This is a genomic window from Amycolatopsis decaplanina DSM 44594 (assembly GCF_000342005.1).
GTDB lineage: Bacteria > Actinomycetota > Actinomycetes > Mycobacteriales > Pseudonocardiaceae > Amycolatopsis > Amycolatopsis decaplanina.
In genome coordinates this window covers 1-16,747 of the sequence record NZ_AOHO01000083.1, presented here as the reverse complement: position 1 = coordinate 16,747, position 16,747 = coordinate 1, and the positions used below count along the sequence as shown (strand labels likewise).

At 68.9% G+C, this 16,747-nt stretch carries 16 protein-coding genes and 1 pseudogene; 10 read left to right on the top strand and 7 right to left on the bottom strand.

The genetic code is table 11. The features are described 5' to 3' along the window. The first annotated feature begins 4 nt into the window (after nucleotides 1-4). Together H074_RS37530 and sfnG are read left to right on the top strand one after the other, a co-directional pair. Complete coding sequence (locus H074_RS37530; RefSeq protein WP_007035329.1) at nucleotides 5-2,839, top strand: AAA family ATPase; 2,835 nt, start codon at nucleotides 5-7, stop codon at nucleotides 2,837-2,839. A 33-nt stretch (nucleotides 2,840-2,872) separates the two neighbouring features. After that, nucleotides 2,873-4,015, top strand: coding sequence for a dimethylsulfone monooxygenase SfnG (gene sfnG, locus H074_RS39865; protein ID WP_083920574.1), 1,143 nt, complete (start codon nucleotides 2,873-2,875; stop codon nucleotides 4,013-4,015). On the opposite strand, the pseudogene H074_RS37515 reads toward sfnG, so the two are convergent. The 4 genes and pseudogenes from H074_RS37515 to H074_RS37500 all read right to left on the bottom strand — a co-directional run. After that, a pseudogene (locus tag H074_RS37515) lies at nucleotides 4,009-5,739 on the bottom strand (hypothetical protein); the annotation flags it as partial. The gene sfnG and the pseudogene H074_RS37515 sit on opposite strands and share 7 nt — an antisense overlap. 113 nt (nucleotides 5,740-5,852) lie before the next feature. Beyond that, complete coding sequence (locus H074_RS37510) at nucleotides 5,853-6,974, bottom strand: bifunctional RNase H/acid phosphatase (RefSeq protein ID WP_007035326.1); 1,122 nt, start codon at nucleotides 6,972-6,974, stop codon at nucleotides 5,853-5,855. Beyond that, nucleotides 6,971-7,708, bottom strand: coding sequence for a zinc ribbon domain-containing protein (locus H074_RS37505; RefSeq protein ID WP_007035325.1), 738 nt, complete (start codon nucleotides 7,706-7,708; stop codon nucleotides 6,971-6,973). Before H074_RS37505 ends, H074_RS37510 begins: the two co-directional genes overlap by 4 nt. A 17-nt stretch (nucleotides 7,709-7,725) precedes the next feature. After that, nucleotides 7,726-8,547: a Nif3-like dinuclear metal center hexameric protein gene (locus H074_RS37500; RefSeq protein WP_007035324.1), complete on the bottom strand. Its 822-nt coding sequence runs from the start codon at nucleotides 8,545-8,547 to the stop codon at nucleotides 7,726-7,728. Between the two features lie 31 nt (nucleotides 8,548-8,578). On the opposite strand from H074_RS37500, the gene H074_RS37495 reads away from it, so the two are divergent. Beyond that, nucleotides 8,579-9,136 (top strand): chorismate mutase, encoded by a 558-nt coding sequence (locus H074_RS37495; protein WP_039924507.1) that lies wholly within the window; start codon nucleotides 8,579-8,581, stop codon nucleotides 9,134-9,136. A gap of 173 nt (nucleotides 9,137-9,309) precedes the next feature. Here the strand turns inward: H074_RS37495 and H074_RS37490 are convergent, their stop codons facing one another. After that, nucleotides 9,310-9,630 carry a hypothetical protein gene (locus H074_RS37490; protein WP_007035322.1) on the bottom strand — a complete coding sequence of 107 codons (321 nt, stop codon included), beginning with the start codon at nucleotides 9,628-9,630 and terminating at the stop codon, nucleotides 9,310-9,312. A 130-nt stretch (nucleotides 9,631-9,760) separates the two neighbouring features. Between H074_RS37490 and H074_RS37485 the strand changes: the two genes are divergently transcribed. From H074_RS37485 to H074_RS37475, 3 genes are read left to right on the top strand one after another with little or no spacing between them, the layout of a single operon-like run. Next, on the top strand, nucleotides 9,761-10,222 hold the full coding sequence (locus tag H074_RS37485; RefSeq protein ID WP_007035321.1) for a low molecular weight protein-tyrosine-phosphatase: 462 nt from the start codon (nucleotides 9,761-9,763) through the stop codon (nucleotides 10,220-10,222). 23 nt (nucleotides 10,223-10,245) lie between these two features. Further along, entirely contained in the window at nucleotides 10,246-11,067 is an 822-nt protein-coding gene (locus H074_RS37480; protein ID WP_039924506.1) for an SURF1 family cytochrome oxidase biogenesis protein, read from the top strand. A gap of 54 nt (nucleotides 11,068-11,121) precedes the next feature. After that, the gene (locus H074_RS37475) at nucleotides 11,122-11,742 is read left to right on the top strand and encodes an FMN-binding negative transcriptional regulator (RefSeq protein WP_007035319.1); all 621 of its coding nucleotides are present in this window, start codon (nucleotides 11,122-11,124) and stop codon (nucleotides 11,740-11,742) included. 321 nt (nucleotides 11,743-12,063) lie between these two features. On the opposite strand, the gene H074_RS37470 is transcribed toward H074_RS37475, so the two are convergent. Beyond that, nucleotides 12,064-13,020, bottom strand: a complete 957-nt coding sequence (locus H074_RS37470) for a cobalamin biosynthesis protein CobD/CbiB (RefSeq protein ID WP_007035318.1) — start codon at nucleotides 13,018-13,020, stop codon at nucleotides 12,064-12,066. 38 nt (nucleotides 13,021-13,058) lie between these two features. After that, complete coding sequence (locus H074_RS37465) at nucleotides 13,059-13,754, bottom strand: FadR/GntR family transcriptional regulator (RefSeq protein ID WP_007035317.1); 696 nt, start codon at nucleotides 13,752-13,754, stop codon at nucleotides 13,059-13,061. A gap of 103 nt (nucleotides 13,755-13,857) precedes the next feature. Between H074_RS37465 and H074_RS37460 the strand changes: the two genes are divergently transcribed. The 4 genes from H074_RS37460 (at nucleotide 13,858) to H074_RS37445 (ending at nucleotide 16,667) form a co-directional block, all read left to right on the top strand. After that, nucleotides 13,858-14,349: a gluconokinase gene (locus tag H074_RS37460; RefSeq protein WP_007035316.1), complete on the top strand. Its 492-nt coding sequence runs from the start codon at nucleotides 13,858-13,860 to the stop codon at nucleotides 14,347-14,349. Next, the gene (locus tag H074_RS37455; RefSeq protein ID WP_007035315.1) at nucleotides 14,349-15,716 is read left to right on the top strand and encodes a GntT/GntP/DsdX family permease; all 1,368 of its coding nucleotides are present in this window, start codon (nucleotides 14,349-14,351) and stop codon (nucleotides 15,714-15,716) included. The genes H074_RS37460 and H074_RS37455 overlap by 1 nt, the downstream gene beginning before the upstream one ends. Before the next feature lie 103 nt (nucleotides 15,717-15,819). Beyond that, nucleotides 15,820-16,146: an ArsR/SmtB family transcription factor gene (locus H074_RS37450; RefSeq protein WP_039924516.1), complete on the top strand. Its 327-nt coding sequence runs from the start codon at nucleotides 15,820-15,822 to the stop codon at nucleotides 16,144-16,146. Next, complete coding sequence (locus H074_RS37445) at nucleotides 16,143-16,667, top strand: SRPBCC domain-containing protein (RefSeq protein ID WP_007035313.1); 525 nt, start codon at nucleotides 16,143-16,145, stop codon at nucleotides 16,665-16,667. Before H074_RS37450 ends, H074_RS37445 begins: the two co-directional genes overlap by 4 nt. Nucleotides 16,668-16,747: the final 80 nt, after the last annotated feature.

Here is a 16,747-nt window from a genome sequence, read left to right as displayed (position 1 = left end):
TACGGTGCATACCGAAGTAAATTCCGAGAGTCCCTTCGGCGGGCCTTCGGTACCGAAGTGCCGTGCCGCCGGGTTACTGGGCCGAGACAGCGAACTCGACACGATCACCGGGCTGTTCCGGGCCGCTCTGGACGGCCGGGCCGTGAGCGCGGTGGTGGTCGGAGAGTTCGGCATGGGCAAGTCGTCGGTGCTCACCGCGGCCGGTGAGCTCGCGGAAGCGGCCGGGTTCACCGTCGCGATCGCCACCGCCTCCCGGCTGGAGACGCATCTGAGCGGTGGCGTCGGCCGTCAGCTGATCGAAGAGCTCACCCACACGCCCGCCGACCCCGGATCGCCGCGACCACGCACGCCGCATGCGGCGGAAATCTTGCCGGACCACCCTCCCCGGACCGAACGGGAACAGACAGAGGCGCTCGACGCCTTCTTCCACACCGTCCGCCACGCCGCCGAACAAGGGCCGGTCTTCCTCGGCATCGACAACATCCATCTCGCCGACCCGTGGTCCATGCGCTGTCTCGCCTACATCCGCCATCGCGTCGAGCATCTGCCGGTGATGGTCGTGCTGACCTCGTTGATCGGACAGCTGCAGACCGGCGAGGTCGCCTTGCTGGAGATGTCCGGCTGCACCCCGGCGACGATCCGGCTGCGCGGGCTCAGAACACGCCACGTCGCCGAGTTCCTCCGTGTCTCCCTCGGGCGGTTCGCCGAGGAATGCCGGAAGGTCACCGGCGGCAACCCCTTCCTGCTCGGCGCGCTGCGCCGCCGCCTGGTCCCGGGGATGGACCTGGACACCGCGGGGTCGGCGATGATCGGCGAGGTGCTGCGCGTCCGCATGCACGAATACACGGCCGCGCCGAAAATGCTCGAAGCCGTCGCGATCCTCGGCGAGGACGCGAACTTCGACCTGCTGGCACAGCTCGCCGGAGTCGACGAGATCACCGCGCTCGAAGCCATCGACACGATGGTGCGCGTGCACCTGCTGACCAACAGCCACCGGCCGGCGCTGACCTACCGGTTCGTCCGCAACTCGGTGCTCGCCGACATGCCGCTCGCCACCAGGGCGGTCACCCAGTCGCGGGCGGCGCGGCTCCTGCACGACGCGGGTGCCACGCCGGAGCGGGTCGGCGCCCACCTCCTGGAGGCGACCGCGGTCAGGATCCCTTGGGCGGTCGACGTCCTGCGGCTGGCCGCCCGGCATTCGGTGGTAGAAGGCGACCCGGAGCTCTCCGTCCGGTTCTTGTCGCGGGCGCTGGAAGAACGGCTCAGCGAACGCAAGCGGATGGCGATCCTGCTCCAGCTCGCGCACGCGGAATTCCACTGCGACCCGGATTCGGCTCCGGCCAGGGTGCGCGAGGCCATCGACCACATCGACGACCGCGAAACCGCGGCCTTTGTCGCGACGGCCATGATCCTTTCGCTGTGCTGCGGCCCGGACGCGCGACTGGCGATCAACTCCGCGGGCCAGTTCGCCGCGCGGCTCGACGCGGGCGGACCCGACGCCGTCTGGCCGCTGCTGTGCATGACCTATCTCGCCGAGGCGGGCAGCAGGCTCGGGCCGCCGCCCGACTTCCGCGATTTCGAGCAGCAGTGGGCGCCGCTGAACGACCCCGCCGCGCAACAGAGCCGATCGGGATTGCTCGCGCTCGACACGGTGCGGAGCGGGACGTCCTCGGCGAACGCCGTCCGGCATTTCGGAGAAGCGTTGTCCGGCGAGCAACCCGAACTGTTCGAACAGCCCTACTTCTTCACGCTCGCGACGGCCGCGCTCGCCGACGAGCCCGCGCTCACCGACAAGCTCTGCCAAGTGCTCGACACCGAACGCCTGCCTTGGGACTTCCACGTGCCGAAGGGAGCACTCGCCACCCTCGCCCGCGGGATCGCCCTGCAAGCGGGCGGCGATCTGGTGCGGGCGAGCGTCCACTACGAATCGCTGGTGCGGCAGTTCGACGAGCGCGGCGTCACCAGCCATTGCCCGGTCGCGGTGCTGTGCGCGGCGAGACTGATCGAGACTTCGGTCGACCTCGGTCGCCACGACGTCGCGAACGCACTCCTGGACAAAATCGATTTCGTTGCCACACAAGCACTTTTCACGCACAACTACCTGCTCTACGCCCGCGGCAGACTCCGGGCGGCCACCGGCGAGCCCGAACTCGGGTACCAGGACCTGCGCGGCTGCGGCCGCCGTCTCGAACACCACGGCATGCGCTTCCCCGGCTTCGCCCCCTGGCGGGCGCACGCCGCCCGCACCGCGCTGGCGCTCGGGCGCACCGACGCGGCGACCCGGCTCGCCGAGGAGGATCTCGACGCCGCGGAACGCTGGGGAGCGCCGAGGATCCGCGGCTACGCGCTGACCACGGCCGGCCTCGTCCGCGACGATGGCGTCGGTGAGGAGGCGGAACGCCTGCTCACCAAGGCCGTCGACGTCCTCGGCGGGTCGACCGCGAAACTGGCGCTGGCCGAGGCGCTGACCGAACTCGGCGTGCTGCAGGCCCGGCACGGGCAGGCCGAGAAGGCGATCGGCACGCTGCGGCTGGCCGCGCGATCGAGCAAGCATTGCGGGGCGCGGCCGCTCGCGAGGCGGGCCGCCGAGGCGCTGCGGGACGCGCGGACGAGCCTCACGACGGCGAAGGACAACGAACACGGCCTCACCAAACAGGAGTACCGCGTCGCGCTGATGGCGTCACAAGGTCTCACCAACCGGGAGATCGCCGAAGCACTGCACCTGACCCGCCGCACCGTCGAACTGCATTTGTCCGGGGCCTACCGCAAACTGGGGATCACCGGCCGCACCGAATTGACTTCCGCGCTCGGCCGTTCCCAGCGCGTGGACGCCGATTGACGGTTTCCAGGTGCGGCGGGTTCACTCCGCGACATGCCGGGAATCGAATCCGAACCACTCAAATTCGCCTATTGGGTCCCCAATGTGAGCGGCGGTCTGGTCACCAGCGACATCGAGCAGCGCACCGACTGGGGATACGAGTACAACCGGGATCTCGCCGTCCTCGCGGAGAACAGCGGGTTCGAATACGCGCTGAGCCAGGTCCGCTACACGGCCGGCTATGGTGCCGCCTACCAGCACGAATCGACCGGGTTCAGCCTCGCGCTGCTGCTCGCGACGCAGCGGCTGAAGGTGATCGCGGCGGTCCACCCCGGCCTGTGGCATCCCGGCGTGCTCGCGAAGTTCATCGCCAGCGCGGACGTGATCTCCGGCGGCCGCGCGGCGGTCAACGTGGTCAGCGGCTGGTTCAAGGACGAATTCACCAACCTCGGTGAACCGTGGCTGGAACACGACGAACGGTACCGTCGTTCGGAAGAGTTCATTCGTGTACTGAAGGAACTCTGGACGAACGACCACGCCGAATTCACCGGCGATTTCTACCGGATCCACGATTTCGACATCCAACCCAAACCGGCCGGACGGCCGCATCCGGAGATCTTCCAGGGTGGCAACTCCACCGCGGCACGGAAGCTCGCGGGCCGGGTCTCCGACTGGTACTTCAGCAACGGCAAGGACTTCGACGGATTCAGCGAGCAGGTCGAGGAGGTCCGCGGCTACGCGGCCGAGAACGACCACGCCGTCCGCTTCGGACTCAACGGCTTCGTGATCGCGCGGGAGACCGAGAGCGAGGCGAAGGCCGTGCTGCGCGAGATCGTCGAGAAGGCGAACATCGAGGCTGTCGAGGGGTTCCGCAGCGCCGTCAAGCAGGCGGGAAGCTCCACTTCGGACAAGAAGGGGATGTGGGCCGACTCGGAGTTCAAGGATCTGGTGCAGTACAACGACGGCTTCCGCACCGGGCTGATCGGCACGCCGGAGCAGATCGCGGACCGGGCCATCGAGTACAAGAAGCGCGGGGCGAACCTGCTGCTGCTCGGCTTCCTGCACTACCTGGAGGACGTCGAGTACTTCGGGAAGCACGTGCTGCCGGTGATCCGGGCGAAGGAGGCGGATCTGGCGCGGGGCGCCGCCACTCCCGAACCCCGGTCACTTCCGCGCCCTGACCCCCGCGCAATNTAGACGGTCTGGCCCGGGTGCATGGTCGGGCCGCAGTCCTTGAGCGGGCCGCCGAAGCGCGCCTTCTCGACGTCCGGCAGGGTCTTCACGGCGTACTCCTGGACGGCCTTCAGCTTCTCCGGACTGGAGACGGCGTCCTTGCGCACGAAGTCCCCGTTCCGCGGCCCGCTGCCCGGGTACACGAAGATCGGCTCGTAGTCGCGGTCGATCCGCGGGTCCACGGTGATGCCGTTGCCCGCGGCCCACGGACCCCACGAGTGGATGAAGGTCGGCTTGACCTTGTCGAACACGTAGTCGCGCAGCCCCGGCATGTCGCCCTTCTTGACGAAGTCCGCGACGTCCGCCTCGACCAGCCCGGCCATGTCGACCAGGTGCAGGCGGCTGGTCATCGACGAACCGCCGAGGTCGGGCAACAGCAGTGACGCCTGCTGGAGGCCGAGTATGTCGGCCATGGTGTTGAAGCCGCGGCCGAAGCGGTCGGCGATGAGGCACGCCGGCACCGTCGGGACCTCTTGGAACTTCTTCGACGCCGACGCGAAGCCCATTCCGGACGGGATCGCGGCGGCGACCAGTACGAGCACCACGACGGTCCGCAGCGCCGCCCGCGAACGGCGCAGCAGTTCGCCCGCGGACAGCGTTCCCGCCAGCACGGCGAGGATCCAGATCGGGGTCGCGAAGCGGTGCTGGCCCATCCAGTCCGGGACCATCACGCCGTACGCGATGATGCCCAGCGCCAGCGGCACCAGCAGCGCGATCAGGCTGCGCCGCCATTCCGCGCGGACCAGCGCGTGACCGATGGTCAGCGCCAGCAGGATCGTCCCGGCGACACCGGCGTAGCCGACCAGCTCGAAGGGCTGCTTCAACGCCGAAAGCCCGGGCAGGCCCTGCCCCTTCGCGATGGACGGGTTCGCCAGCAGCCTGCCGAACTCCGCGATCCGCCAGGCGAGGTACGCCCCGAACGGGATCGCGAACGCGACCACCGACACCACGATCAGCTTGACGCTCTGCCCCAGGAGCGGCTTCCGCAGCTGGAACAGGACGACGAGCGGGTACGCGCCGCCGTAGATCAGGCCTTCCGGGCGGGTCAACGCGGCGAACGCGACCAGCACCCCGGACCAGACGGCGACCTTCGCGGTGAGCACGGTGTCCTTGCGCACGGCCACGAACAGCAGTACGGCGAGCCAAGCGACGGCCATCCCGAACAGGGAGTTCTCCAGACCGGAGACCGTCCAGATGACGAACGACGGGATCGCGGCCAGCGTCAGGCCGACGACCAGCGTCGCCAGCCAGGCGAAGCGCGCGAAAATCTGCTTCGCCGCGACATGACAGGCGGCCAGCGTCCCGGCGGTGAACAGGAGACCCAGCAGCTTCGGGAACAGGACGTAGTCGGGGAGGCCGAACAGCATGCCGCTGTCGAAGATGCCGACGAGCTTGCCGAGCGCCAGCACCACCAGCCACGTCGAGTTCGACCATCCCTCGACCGACGGCTGCCCCGGCTGCAGTACCGGGCCGAGCCCGTCGGCGAAGCTGCGCGCGTAAGAGAAGGTGATGGCCGCGTCGTCGACGATCCAGTGGCCGTAGAGGGTGGCGTGCCAGGCCAGCGCCGCCACACCGGCGAGGACCGCCAGGTACGGCGCGACGCGGGCGGCCAGGCCACGACGGGCCGGCGTCTCCGCCGGGTCGGGCACGTCTTTTTCGGAAGCTTCGCTGAGTGCGCTCGCCGTCATGTCCCCGTCTTCGCCTTTTCGCTCACGTGCCGTCGCCGAAACTGTAGCCAATACCCCATCGGCCGCCCGCGACACGTCATATCCAGGCGTGATCCGCGCCACATTCCCCGGTGTCAGGACAAATGCGAGATGTCGTTCACCAACCGGACCGAGGCGTTGCCGTCCGGGTAGAACTCGACGATCGAGAGCGAGGCCAGGTCCAGATGCAGGCGGAACAGCAGTGACGGCCCGGCGTCCAGCCCCATCCGCAGCAGCGCCTTGATCGGCGTGACATGGCTGACCAGGACGATCGTCCGGCCGCCGTGCTTCGCGATCAGTTCGTCGCGGGCCTTGCGGACACGCCGGTGGACGCCGTCGAAGCTTTCCCCGCCCGGTGCCGCGATCGAGGTGTCGGAAAGCCAGCCTGCCTGGAACTCGGGGTCGCGATCCATGGCCTCTTTGAAGGTGAGGCCTTCCCAGTCGCCGAAATCGGTCTCGATCAGCCCGGGATGGGTCTCGACCCGGCCGCCGAGCGCGTCCGCGATCGCCTGCGCGGTCTGCTGGGTGCGGATCAGCGGTGAGGCGATGATCGGCGCGGCCTCGCCGTCGACGATGAGGCCCTCCATCGCGCCGAGGCGTTTCGCGGCGGCGGCCGCCTGCTGCTTGCCGTGCTCGGTCAGGGGCACGTCGCCGCGGCCGGAGTAGCGCTTCTCGACCGACATCGCCGTCTGGCCGTGCCGCACGAGGAGCAGTTTGGTCGGTGTCCCGGTCGCGCCGGTCCAGCCGACCGGGCTGATCCTGTCCTGCTTCATGGTCTTTCTCGGCGCTTCCGGCTGCTTCTCGCCGTCGCGCCCGGCGTCCATCGCCTCGTTCGCGAGCCCGTCCGCGTGGGAGTTCTCCGCACGCGGGATCCACTCGTAGCGCACGCGTGAGAACCGCGCCGCCAGCTCCTTGGCCTCGGCGTTCAGCGGCTGCATCGACGGGTGCTTGACCTTCCAGCGCCCGGACATCTGCTCCACCACGAGCTTCGAGTCCATCCGGACGTCCACGGTGGACGCTCCGAGCTCGGCGGCCGCGGCGAGCCCGGCGATCAGGCCGCCGTACTCGGCGACGTTGTTGGTCGCGATGCCGACGTAAGCCTTGCGCTCGGCGAGCACCTCGCCGGTGGCCGCGTCCTTGACGACCGCGCCGTACCCGGCGGGACCGGGGTTGCCCCGCGAACCGCCGTCGGCCTCGACGAGCACGTGGTCGGTCACAGGCCGGACTCCAGTGTGCGCACCAGGATGGCGCCGCAGTTCTCGCACTGGATGACGTGGTTCTCAGGGGCCGCCTTGATCTCGGCGATCTCGCGGCGGTCGATGTCGAGCTGGCAGGCGCCGCAGCGGCGGGCCCGCAGGAGTGCCGCGCCGATGCCCTTGTGCGCACGGACCCGCTCGTAGAGCTTCAGCAGGTCTTCCGGGAAACGCGGCAGGAGCTTGGCGCGGTCTTCGTCGCGGCGCGCCTTCGTGGTGTCGAGGTCGGTGAACTGCTCGTCGCGGCGACGTGCGGCTTCGGCGACCTCGCCCTCGGCCTTCGCGACCTCGGCGCTGGTGCGCTGGGCGTCGAGTTCGAGTGCCTCGCGGCGTTCCATCAGTTCGAGCAGGTCGTCCTCGAGCGCGGACTGGCGGCGGTTGAGGCTGTTCAGCTCGTGCTCGATGTCGGCCATCTGCTTCGCCGCGACGGAACCGGATTCGAGCAGCTTGCGGTCGCGATCGCCGCGGGCGCGCACCGACTCGATCTCCTTCTCCTGGCGGGCGATCTCGCGGTCGAGGTCGGACGCCGCGGTCTGGACCGAGACCAGCGCGTCACGCCGTTCGCGGACCGTCTTCTCGCCCGCGTCGATCTCGGCGATCTCCGGCAGGGTGCGACGGCGGTGGGCGGTACGGCTGAGTTCAGCGTCCACCTTCGCGAGTTCGAGCAGCTGGCGCTGGACGGCGGGGTCGGCCTTCACGGTGCTCCTTGAAGTTCTTAGTGCTCGGTTCGGGTGGCCCGTAGCGTCCACGGGTCGGTGCACCGCGTGGAGACGTGAACGTCGACGTTACCCGCAAACGCGGTGCGGACGACGCCCGAGGCTTGCTCACACCACGGCCATTCGCTCGCCCAGTGCGTGACGCCGACCAGGGCGGGGACTTCGGCGATCTCCGCGAGGTGCTCGCCGGCGGGATGATGCCGGAGATCGGCGGTGACATACGCGTCGACCCCGGCGGCGGTGGCCCGCTTGAGGTAACTGTCGCCGGAACCGCCGGAGACGGCGACGCGGCGGATCAGGCGGGCCGGGTCGCCCGCGCCGTAGACACCGGGCTCCGTGCGGGGCAAGGCGTTCGCGACGCGTTCGACGAAGGCGGAAAACGGCTCGGGCGCGGGCAGTTCGCCGATGCGGCCGATGCCGGTGACGCCGTCCTCGCGGGGGTCGAGCGGGCCGAGGACGGTCAGGCCGATGGCGTCGGCGAGCGCGTCGGAGACGCCGGGGGACGCGGAATCGGCGTTGGTGTGCGCGCAGTAGAGGGCGACACCGGCGCGGATCAGGCGGTGCACGAGGCGTCCCTTGGTGCTGTCGGCCGGGACGCCGTGGACGCCGCGCAGCAGAAGCGGATGATGCGCGACGATCAGCTGCGCGCCGCCGTCGATCGCCTCGTCGACGGTCTCGTCGACCGGGTCGACGCAGAACAGGACCTTGTCCACGTGCTCGGCCGGGTCGCCGCAGACGAGTCCGACGGCGTCCCACGATTCGGCGAGTTCGGGCGGATACGCCTGCTCCAGGGCGGCGATTACTTCGGCTAGCGCGGGCACCAGGGGATTTTCGCATGTAGCGTTTCCGGGCATGCGACTTCGGGTGCTCTGCGCGCTGCTCGTGGCTGGACTGCCGGCGGTGCCCGCGCCGGCGTCGGCGTCTCCGGGTTTCTGGGAACTGACCGACCTGGCCGCGCGACGCGTGCAGATCGCCGACAAGGTCGCGGCCGCGAAATTCGGCACGCCGTCGCCGATCGACGACCCGGTGCGCGAACACCGGATCCTCGACTCGGTGGCCGCGAAGGCGCCCGGTCTCGGTCTCGACGCGGATGATGTGATGCGGTTCTTCCGCGACCAGATCGAGGCGAACAAAGTCGTGCAACGCGGCCTGTACGCGCGGTGGACCGAACACCCCGGCACGCGGCCGCCCGAACGGCCCGACCTGGCGACCGAGGTGCGGCCGGTGATCGACCGGCTCAACGCGGGCCTGCTCACCGAACTCGCGGTGACCCTGGACGCGCGGACGCGCCGGTCCTGCGACGTGCGGCTCGCGGTCACGGTGCGGCTGGTCGACGCGCGGCGCGGTCTGGACCGGCTGCACTCCGGGGCGCTCTCGGAGTCCGTCCGGTCGGCCTGCCGGCGCGCCTGACCTCGGGGTGGGGAGCAAGGGACCTTTGCTACCACTTGACCGCGCCGCGTGTCGCGAAAGCCACTTTCGGGACACCCGACGTCCCGAAAGTGGCTTTCGCGACACGCTCGGATCTCACCCTGGGCCGCCAACCTGCGAAAAGAGAGCAAGGGACCTTTGCTACCGCCGCCGGGTCAGTCCAGCGCCTTCGCGTCCTTGCTGATCGCCCAGCGGCCGGCCGCGCGCATCACGCGGCCCGTCCACAGCATCGCCCGGTAAGCCTTGGTCGTCTGATCGGGGACGTCGGGCCGGACGAACTGGTACGGCGCGACGGACGCGCTCGACCGGACGTGTAACGGCATCCTGGTCATCGCCTCCTTCGGCGATCTCGCCTGGACGAAGTGGTGCTCCGACAGGATCCGCCCGACCTCGTAGGGGTGCGGAAGCTTGACGGTGATGCGGTACCAGCGAAGCCCGGTTGCCGGGGACTCGACGCTGGGTGTTGGTGCGCTCATACGCGACCTTCCTGCGTGTTTCTCTCCAGGAGGTCTACTCCCGCTTCGTCCCGGCTTTCCAGCTTCGCGCGCCCGGTAGCCGTTCGGAGCCGGTGAGCGGTCGATCTCCGACGGCCTTCACACTGATCAGGTGCTGCACATCGTCTTCGTCTGTTCCGGCAATATCTGCCGTTCCCCGATGGCCGAGCTCGTCTTCCGCGCGAAGGCCGAGGAGGCGGGTCTCGATCACCTCGTGCAGGTGTCCAGCGCGGGCACCGGCGGTTGGCACGTGGGCGAGGCCGCCGACAAGCGGGCCCGCGCGAAGCTGGCCGAACACGGTTACCCGACCGGCCACGTCGCGGCCGAGGTCGACCGAGGGCATCTGGCCGCCGACCTGCTGCTCGCGGCGGACGAGAGTCACCTGTCGTTCCTCCGGCGCAAGGTGTCGGCCCCGGCGAAGGTCCGCCTGCTTCGCGAGTTCGATCCGTCCGCGCCAGAGGGCGCCGAGGTCCCGGACCCGTACTACGGCGAGGACGACGGTTTCGAAGACGTTCTCGGCATGATCGAGCGGGCCGTTCCGGGCCTGCTCGACTGGGTGCGCGCACACGCCTGAGGCCGACCGCTTACCGTGGTGGGGTGCGGTTGAAGTTCCTGCTGAAGCCCGGGTGGCTGGCGTTGACGTTGGTGGTGTTCACCTTCGCCATCACCTGCTTCACCCTGCTGGCGCCATGGCAGTTCTCCCGCAACACCGAGCGCGAGCACCAGAACGCGGCGCTGCGGGAGTCGTTCACCGGGCAGCCGCGGTCGCTGGACCAGCTGCTTCCCGGTGGAGCCGCCCCTGATCAGCGCACCGAATGGCACCTGGTCGCGATGAAGGGCACGTATCTCCCCGAGGGCGAGGTCGTGGCCCGTCTTCGCTCCGTACAGGGCGAAGCGGCCTTCGAGGTCCTGACACCGTTCCGGACCGTCGAAGGCACGATCGTGCTGGTGGACCGCGGGTACGTCCGGCTCGACGACAAGTCGCGCGCCCTTCCCTTCGCCGCGCCTCCGACCGGAACGGTCGACATCGTCACGCGGGCACGTCACGACGAGAAGGACGGGAAGAACCGCGACGCCTTCGCCGACGAGTCGACCGGCGGGAAGCTGCAGAGCTACGTCGTCGACTCCCAGGTCGTCGCGCGGGCCGCGAAGCTGGACATCCGGCCGGGCTACTTCCAGCTCGACGTGAACCAGCCCGGTGTGCTGGGCGCGTTGCCGCTGCCGCAGACCGACGCCGGACCGTTCTTCTCCTACGCGCTCCAGTGGATCGCGTTCGGGGCGATGGCGTTGATGGGCTGGCTGTACTTCACCGTCCGGGAGCTGAAGCCGGGCGGCGCGCTGACCACGGAAAGGCCGCAGCGGCGCAAGAGTGTCGCGGAGATGCTGGCCGAGGACGAACGCACCGAAGTGGCCACCTGATCCAACGCGAAAATGGACCTTTTATAGGGCCATTCCGCGTGTTCCCCTTCGATCATGCTGATTCACCCGTGGGACGCCGCCCACGACGACGCCGAATGGCAAGCCTGGCTCTCGACGCACGACTTCGGCCAGCTGATCGCCGGAGGCGCGGGCCGTGACCTGCCGGTCGTCAACCCGGTGCACTTCGTTTACGACGACGACCGGACGGTTTTGCTGCACCTCGCGCGCCCCAATCCGGTCTGGCCGCTGCTGGAGGAACACCCGCGCGCGCTGCTCGCCGTGATCGACGATCACACCTACATCCGATCAGACTGGAACACCCCGGCCGACCCTCCGCACGGGGTCCCGACGTCGTACTACGCGTCCGTCCAGCTCGAATGCGACGTCCGGTTGATCGACGACGCCGCGGAGAAGGCCGTGCTCCTGGACCGGCAGCTCGCGCACTTCGAGCCTTCCGGTGACCGGGTCGGCGTGAGCGCGACCGAGGCTCCGGACAAGCGGCTTCTCCCCGGAATCCGCGGGGTCGAACTGACCGTGACCGGGGTGCGGGCGAAGTTCAAGTTCGGGGGCAACAAACAGCCCGCCGACCGGTCTCGGATCGACGCGGAGCTGGCGCGGCGCGACGGTCCGATGGACGCACGGGCGCGGGCGCAGCTGGCGCGACGGGAGCGGTAGCAAAGGTCCCCCGCTCTCTTTTCGCAGGTCAGGACGCTAAGTGGTAGCAAAGGTCCCTTGCTCCCCGGCGCGGCGAGCGGGCAGGGCGTCTCGCGGTGACTGTGTGGATTTTGGGTCATCTAACGTCCCAAAATCCACACGGTCAGTTCGCGCAGCTTGGCGAGGTACAGGGTGTGTGGATATAGGGACACTCAACGTCCCTATATCCACACACCCCACCCGCCACTGAGCGGCAGCAAAGGTCCCTTGCTCTCTTTCCGCAGGTCAGAGCGCTAAGCGGTAGCAAAGGTCCCTTGCTCCCCCTGCGCTGAAAACCGCAGGTCAGCGCCGCCGTCGCCGAAGCCCGACGAGACCCGCCAGCACCACCGAGCTGATGGCGCCCAGCCAGCCGACCACCCGCGAGAGCTCCACGGCCCGCGTCACGTGCCCGGCATCCGGATTGCGGCCGATGCCGAGCACCGGCAGTTCCTCGACCCCGTGCGGATACACCGTCCGCCCGCCGACCCGGATCTCCAGCGCCCCAGCGAACGCGGCCTCGACGCGGCCCGCGTTCGGGCTCGGGTGCGCGGCGGTGTCCCGTCGCCACGCCCGCCAGGCGCCGCCCGCCGAACCGCCGACGACCGGAGCGGCCAGCACGGTCAGCCCGGCCGCGACCCGCGTGGGCACGAGATGGACGATTTCGTCCAGCCGGGCGACGAGCCAGCGGTATCGCTCGGGGCGTCCCCGGCCGATTCCGCGCAGCAGGCTGATCGCGCGCGAGCCGAGCAGGCCGGGGACACCGGCCAGGGCTCCCCACACCAGCGGCGCGATGACGACATCCGCGGTGTTCTCGGCGAGTGTCTCCACCGATGCACGCGAGAGGCCGATGACGCCGAGGTCGTCGGCGACCCGGGGGTCCAGTGTGGACAGTGTACCGCGCGCGGTTTCGAGTTCGCCTTCTTCGAGATCCCGGGCCAGCGAGGTGCCGTGCGCGGCCAGGCCGGCGGCGCCGAGGACGGCCCAGGTGGTCACCGCGGTCGTGGTCGCCTGCAGGACGGGGCTGCGGCGTCCGGCGCGTTCGGCGAGCACGCCCGCCAGCACGGCGGAGCCCGCGAGGCCACCGGTCCACAGCACTCCGGCCGCCGGATGTTTCGACCTGACTTTCGCGTCCACCGCCGAAGCCGCCCTGGCGAACGCCGTCACCGGACGCCGTGACCGAGGGTCCCCGATCGCCCCGTCCGCGGCCACCCCCAACACCAAGCCGATCGCGCGCGCCGCGCTCACCTTCGCCCCCCGCATGCAGTATCCCTCGAAGACCTGCAGAGATTACTCGAAGATCATCCGTCGAGGAGGACGGCCATCTCGTCACGCGCCTGGATGACGATGTCCCGCATCGCGCGTTCTGCCCGGTCAGGGTCACCGGCGTCGACGGCCGCCGCGACCTCGACGTGCAGGGCGACGGCCTCGGGCTGGGGCTCCTCCGGCATCAGCCCGTGCCCGGTGCGGCCGGCGAGCACTTCGGCGACGACCGCCGAAAGCTGCGCGAACATCGGATTCCGCGACGCGGACAGCAGCAGATCGTGGAAAGCGACGTCGTGCCCCAGGAAGGTCTCGAGGTCCCGCCGGTGCGCCGTCTCCTCAAGCCTCTTCGCCAAAGCCCGGAGACGGCCGCCCTCTTCCGGTGTCGCCCGCAGCGCGGCGTACCGGGCAGCACACGGTTCGACACCGGAACGCAGTTCGGTCAGGGTTCGCAGCGCGGTCTTCCGCTCGGACCCGTCGAGTTGCCAGCGGAGCAGTCTCGGGTCGTAATGGTTCCATTCACGCGGCTCGCGCACGATCACCCCGACCCGGCGCTTACTGCTGGTCAGGCACATCGTTTCGAGGACGCGCACCACCTCGCGCGCCACCGTACGGGAAGCGCCGAACCGCTCCTGGAGCTCCTCCGAGCGCAGCACGGAGCCCGGCGGGAGCTCCCCGTTCGCGATCGCGGAGCCGAGCGCGTCGAGCACTTCGGCATGCCTGTCGTTGCCCACCAGGTGACTTTAGCGTTCTGATTCGGTTAAGTAGTACTTCATATTGCTTAAGTAGTACTTTTGAGCTGTACTCGTCCCGGCTACAGCGACGTGGGAGGTACGGATGACCGTCATCGTGGTGATGGGCGTTTCCGGCTCGGGCAAGACGACCGTGGGCACGGCACTCGCCGAACGCCTCGACGTCGACTACGCCGAAGCGGATACGTTCCATCCGAAGGCGAACATCGACAAGATGAGCTCCGGCCACCCGCTGAACGACGAAGACCGGCAACCCTGGCTCGAAGCCATCGCCACCTGGATCTCCGACCACCAGTGCTCCGGCGGCGTCGTGACGTCCTCCGCGCTCAAGTACCGCTACCGCGACATCTTGCGCAGCGGCGGGAAAGTCTGGTTCCTGCATCTGCACGGCGACCGCGATCTGCTCGCCGACCGGATGAAGACCCGCTCCGGCCACTTCATGCCGGTGTCCCTTTTGGACTCCCAGCTCGCCGATCTCGAACCGTTGCGGCCGGACGAATCCGGCCTCGTCGCCGACATCGCGAAGAAGCCGGAAGAGATCGTCGACACCGCCCTTTCCGCTTTCAAGGACCGCTGATGACCACCACACTCGCCGCCGCCTGGACCGGACACGACACCCGTCTCATCGGCGCGACGGTGCTCGCCATCGCCGTGATCGTCGTCCTGATCACCAAGGCGAAGCAGCATCCGTTCCTGGCCCTGATCCTCGGCTCCGGCGTGCTCGGGCTCGTCGGGGGCATGCCGGTGGACAAGCTGATCAAAAGCTTCAGTTCCGGCGTCGGCTCCACCGTCGCCTCGGTCGGCGTGCTGATCGCGCTCGGCGCGATGCTCGGCAAACTGCTCGCCGACTCCGGCGGCGCGGACCAGATCGTCGACACCATCCTGCGCCGCGCGGGCGACCGCACCCTGCCCTGGGCGATGGCGCTGGTCGCCGCCCTGATCGGGCTGCCGATGTTCTTCGAGATCGGCCTGGTCATGCTGATCCCGGTGATCCTGCTGGTCGCCAAGCGCACCGGGAAACCGTTGCTGATGCTGGGAATCCCCGCGCTCGCCGGGCTTTCGGTCCTGCACGGTCTCGTCCCGCCGCACCCGGGGCCGCTCGCCGCCGCGGGCGCGCTGAACGCGAACGTCGGCCTCACGCTGGCCTTCGGCCTGCTCGTCGCGATCCCGACCGTGATCATCGCCGGACCGCTGTTCGGCAGGCTGGCCGCGAAGATGGTCCCGGACGCCGTCGCACCGGAGCGGCTCGTCCCGGAATCGTCCTCTTCGGACGGACGGCGGCCCGGCTTCCTGGCGACGCTGTCCACCGTGCTGCTGCCGGTCGTGCTGATGATGGGCAAGGCACTCGCGGACATCCTGCTCGAGAAGGAGAACCACCTCCGCCGCGTCCTCGACTTCATCGGCGACCCGCTGGTGGCGCTGCTCGCCGCGGTTCTGCTCGGCATGTTCACCCTCGGCAGGTCCGCGGGCTTCACGCGGGACAAGCTGTCGTCCACCGTGGCCGATTCGCTCCCGCCGATCGCCGGCATCCTGCTCATCGTCGGCGCGGGCGGCGGGTTCAAGCAGACCCTCGTCGACGCCGGGGTCGGCAACGTCATCACCAGCCTGGCGACCGGCGCGAACCTGTCGCCACTGCTGCTCGGCTGGCTGGTCGCGGTCGCGATCCGGCTCGCCACCGGCTCCGCGACGGTCGCGACCGTGTCCGCCGCCGGCATCGTGGCCCCGCTCGCGGCGACCATGGACCCGTCGCACAGCGCGCTGCTGGTGCTGGCGATCGGCGCCGGTTCGCTGTTCTTCTCCCACGTCAACGACGCCGGGTTCTGGCTGGTCAAGGAGTACTTCGGACTTTCGGTCGGGCAAACCCTGAAGAGCTGGTCGATCATGGAGACGGTCATCTCGGTGGTCGCGATCGCGCTGATCCTGCCGCTGGGCGCGCTCCTGTAGCAGAAGTACATGAAGGCCCCCTTCCTTGCGCCTACGTACAGGAAGGGGGCCTTCATGTACCTCCGGCTTGACACGTGACCTTTTGGTCACCTATTCTTTCGACGTGCCCGACGACGACCTGGTTTTCAAGGCCCTGGCGGATCCGACTCGCCGGTTCCTGCTCGACCAGCTGTTCGCGCGTGACGGCCGCACGCTGACCGAGCTCGAGTCCGAAGTGGACATGAGCCGATTCGGCGTGATGAAGCATCTGAAACTGCTGGAAGAAGCCGGACTTGTCGTCACGCGCAAGGAGGGCCGGGAGAAGAAGCATTTCCTCAACCCGGTACCGATCCGACAGATCCACGACAGGTGGATCGACAAGTTCACCGAGCGCAACGTGGCCGCGTTGCTCGACCTCAAAGCCGAACTCGAATCCGAGGAGCCGTCATGACCGACACCACCACCGCCACCACCCAGGTCTACCGCGTCTACATCAAGGCCACCCCGGAGAAGATCTGGGACGCGATCACGAAGCCCGAGTGGTCGCAGAAGTACGGCTACACCGGACTGGTCGACTACGACCTCCGGGTGGGTGGCAAGCACGCCACCCATCCCACGCCGGACTACGTCCAAGCAGGGTTCACCAACGATCTGGTCGACGGCGAGGTGCTGGAGGTCGACCCGCCGCGCAAGCTGGTCATCACCTGGAAACTGCACATGGACTCCGCCTTCGACAAGGAGCCGTACACCAAGCTCACCTATGAGATCGAAGAGACGAAGACCGCGGGCACCCGGCTGACCGTCACCCACGACGTCACCGGCGCGCCGTGGACGGCCGCGCTGGTCAGCGGGTCACAGGAGGACATCAACGCCGGACCGGGCGAGAACGCCGGTGGCGGCTGGGCGTGGATCCTGTCGGACCTCAAGTCGCTGCTGGAGACGGACGAGCCGCTCGTCCCCGCCGCTTCCTGAGCCGATGGTCCGTGAAGACATCCCTGGGTTTTGTTTGTCAAGCGGCGGCGTGGTTTTGTCTGGTTTGTTCGGTGTTGTGG

Excerpts from the sequence above, each read along its gene's own strand:
- H074_RS37495 (WP_039924507.1), top strand. The coding sequence starts at position 8,579 with ATGCGACTTCGGGTGCTCTGCGCGCTGCTCGTGGCTGGACTGCCGGCG.
- H074_RS37490 (WP_007035322.1), bottom strand. The coding sequence starts at position 9,630 with ATGAGCGCACCAACACCCAGCGTCGAGTCCCCGGCAACCGGGCTTCGC.
- H074_RS37475 (WP_007035319.1), top strand. The coding sequence starts at position 11,122 with ATGCTGATTCACCCGTGGGACGCCGCCCACGACGACGCCGAATGGCAA.
- H074_RS37470 (WP_007035318.1), bottom strand. The coding sequence starts at position 13,020 with ATGCGGGGGGCGAAGGTGAGCGCGGCGCGCGCGATCGGCTTGGTGTTG.
- H074_RS37460 (WP_007035316.1), top strand. The coding sequence starts at position 13,858 with ATGACCGTCATCGTGGTGATGGGCGTTTCCGGCTCGGGCAAGACGACC.
- H074_RS37455 (WP_007035315.1), top strand. The coding sequence starts at position 14,349 with ATGACCACCACACTCGCCGCCGCCTGGACCGGACACGACACCCGTCTC.
- H074_RS37445 (WP_007035313.1), top strand. The coding sequence starts at position 16,143 with ATGACCGACACCACCACCGCCACCACCCAGGTCTACCGCGTCTACATC.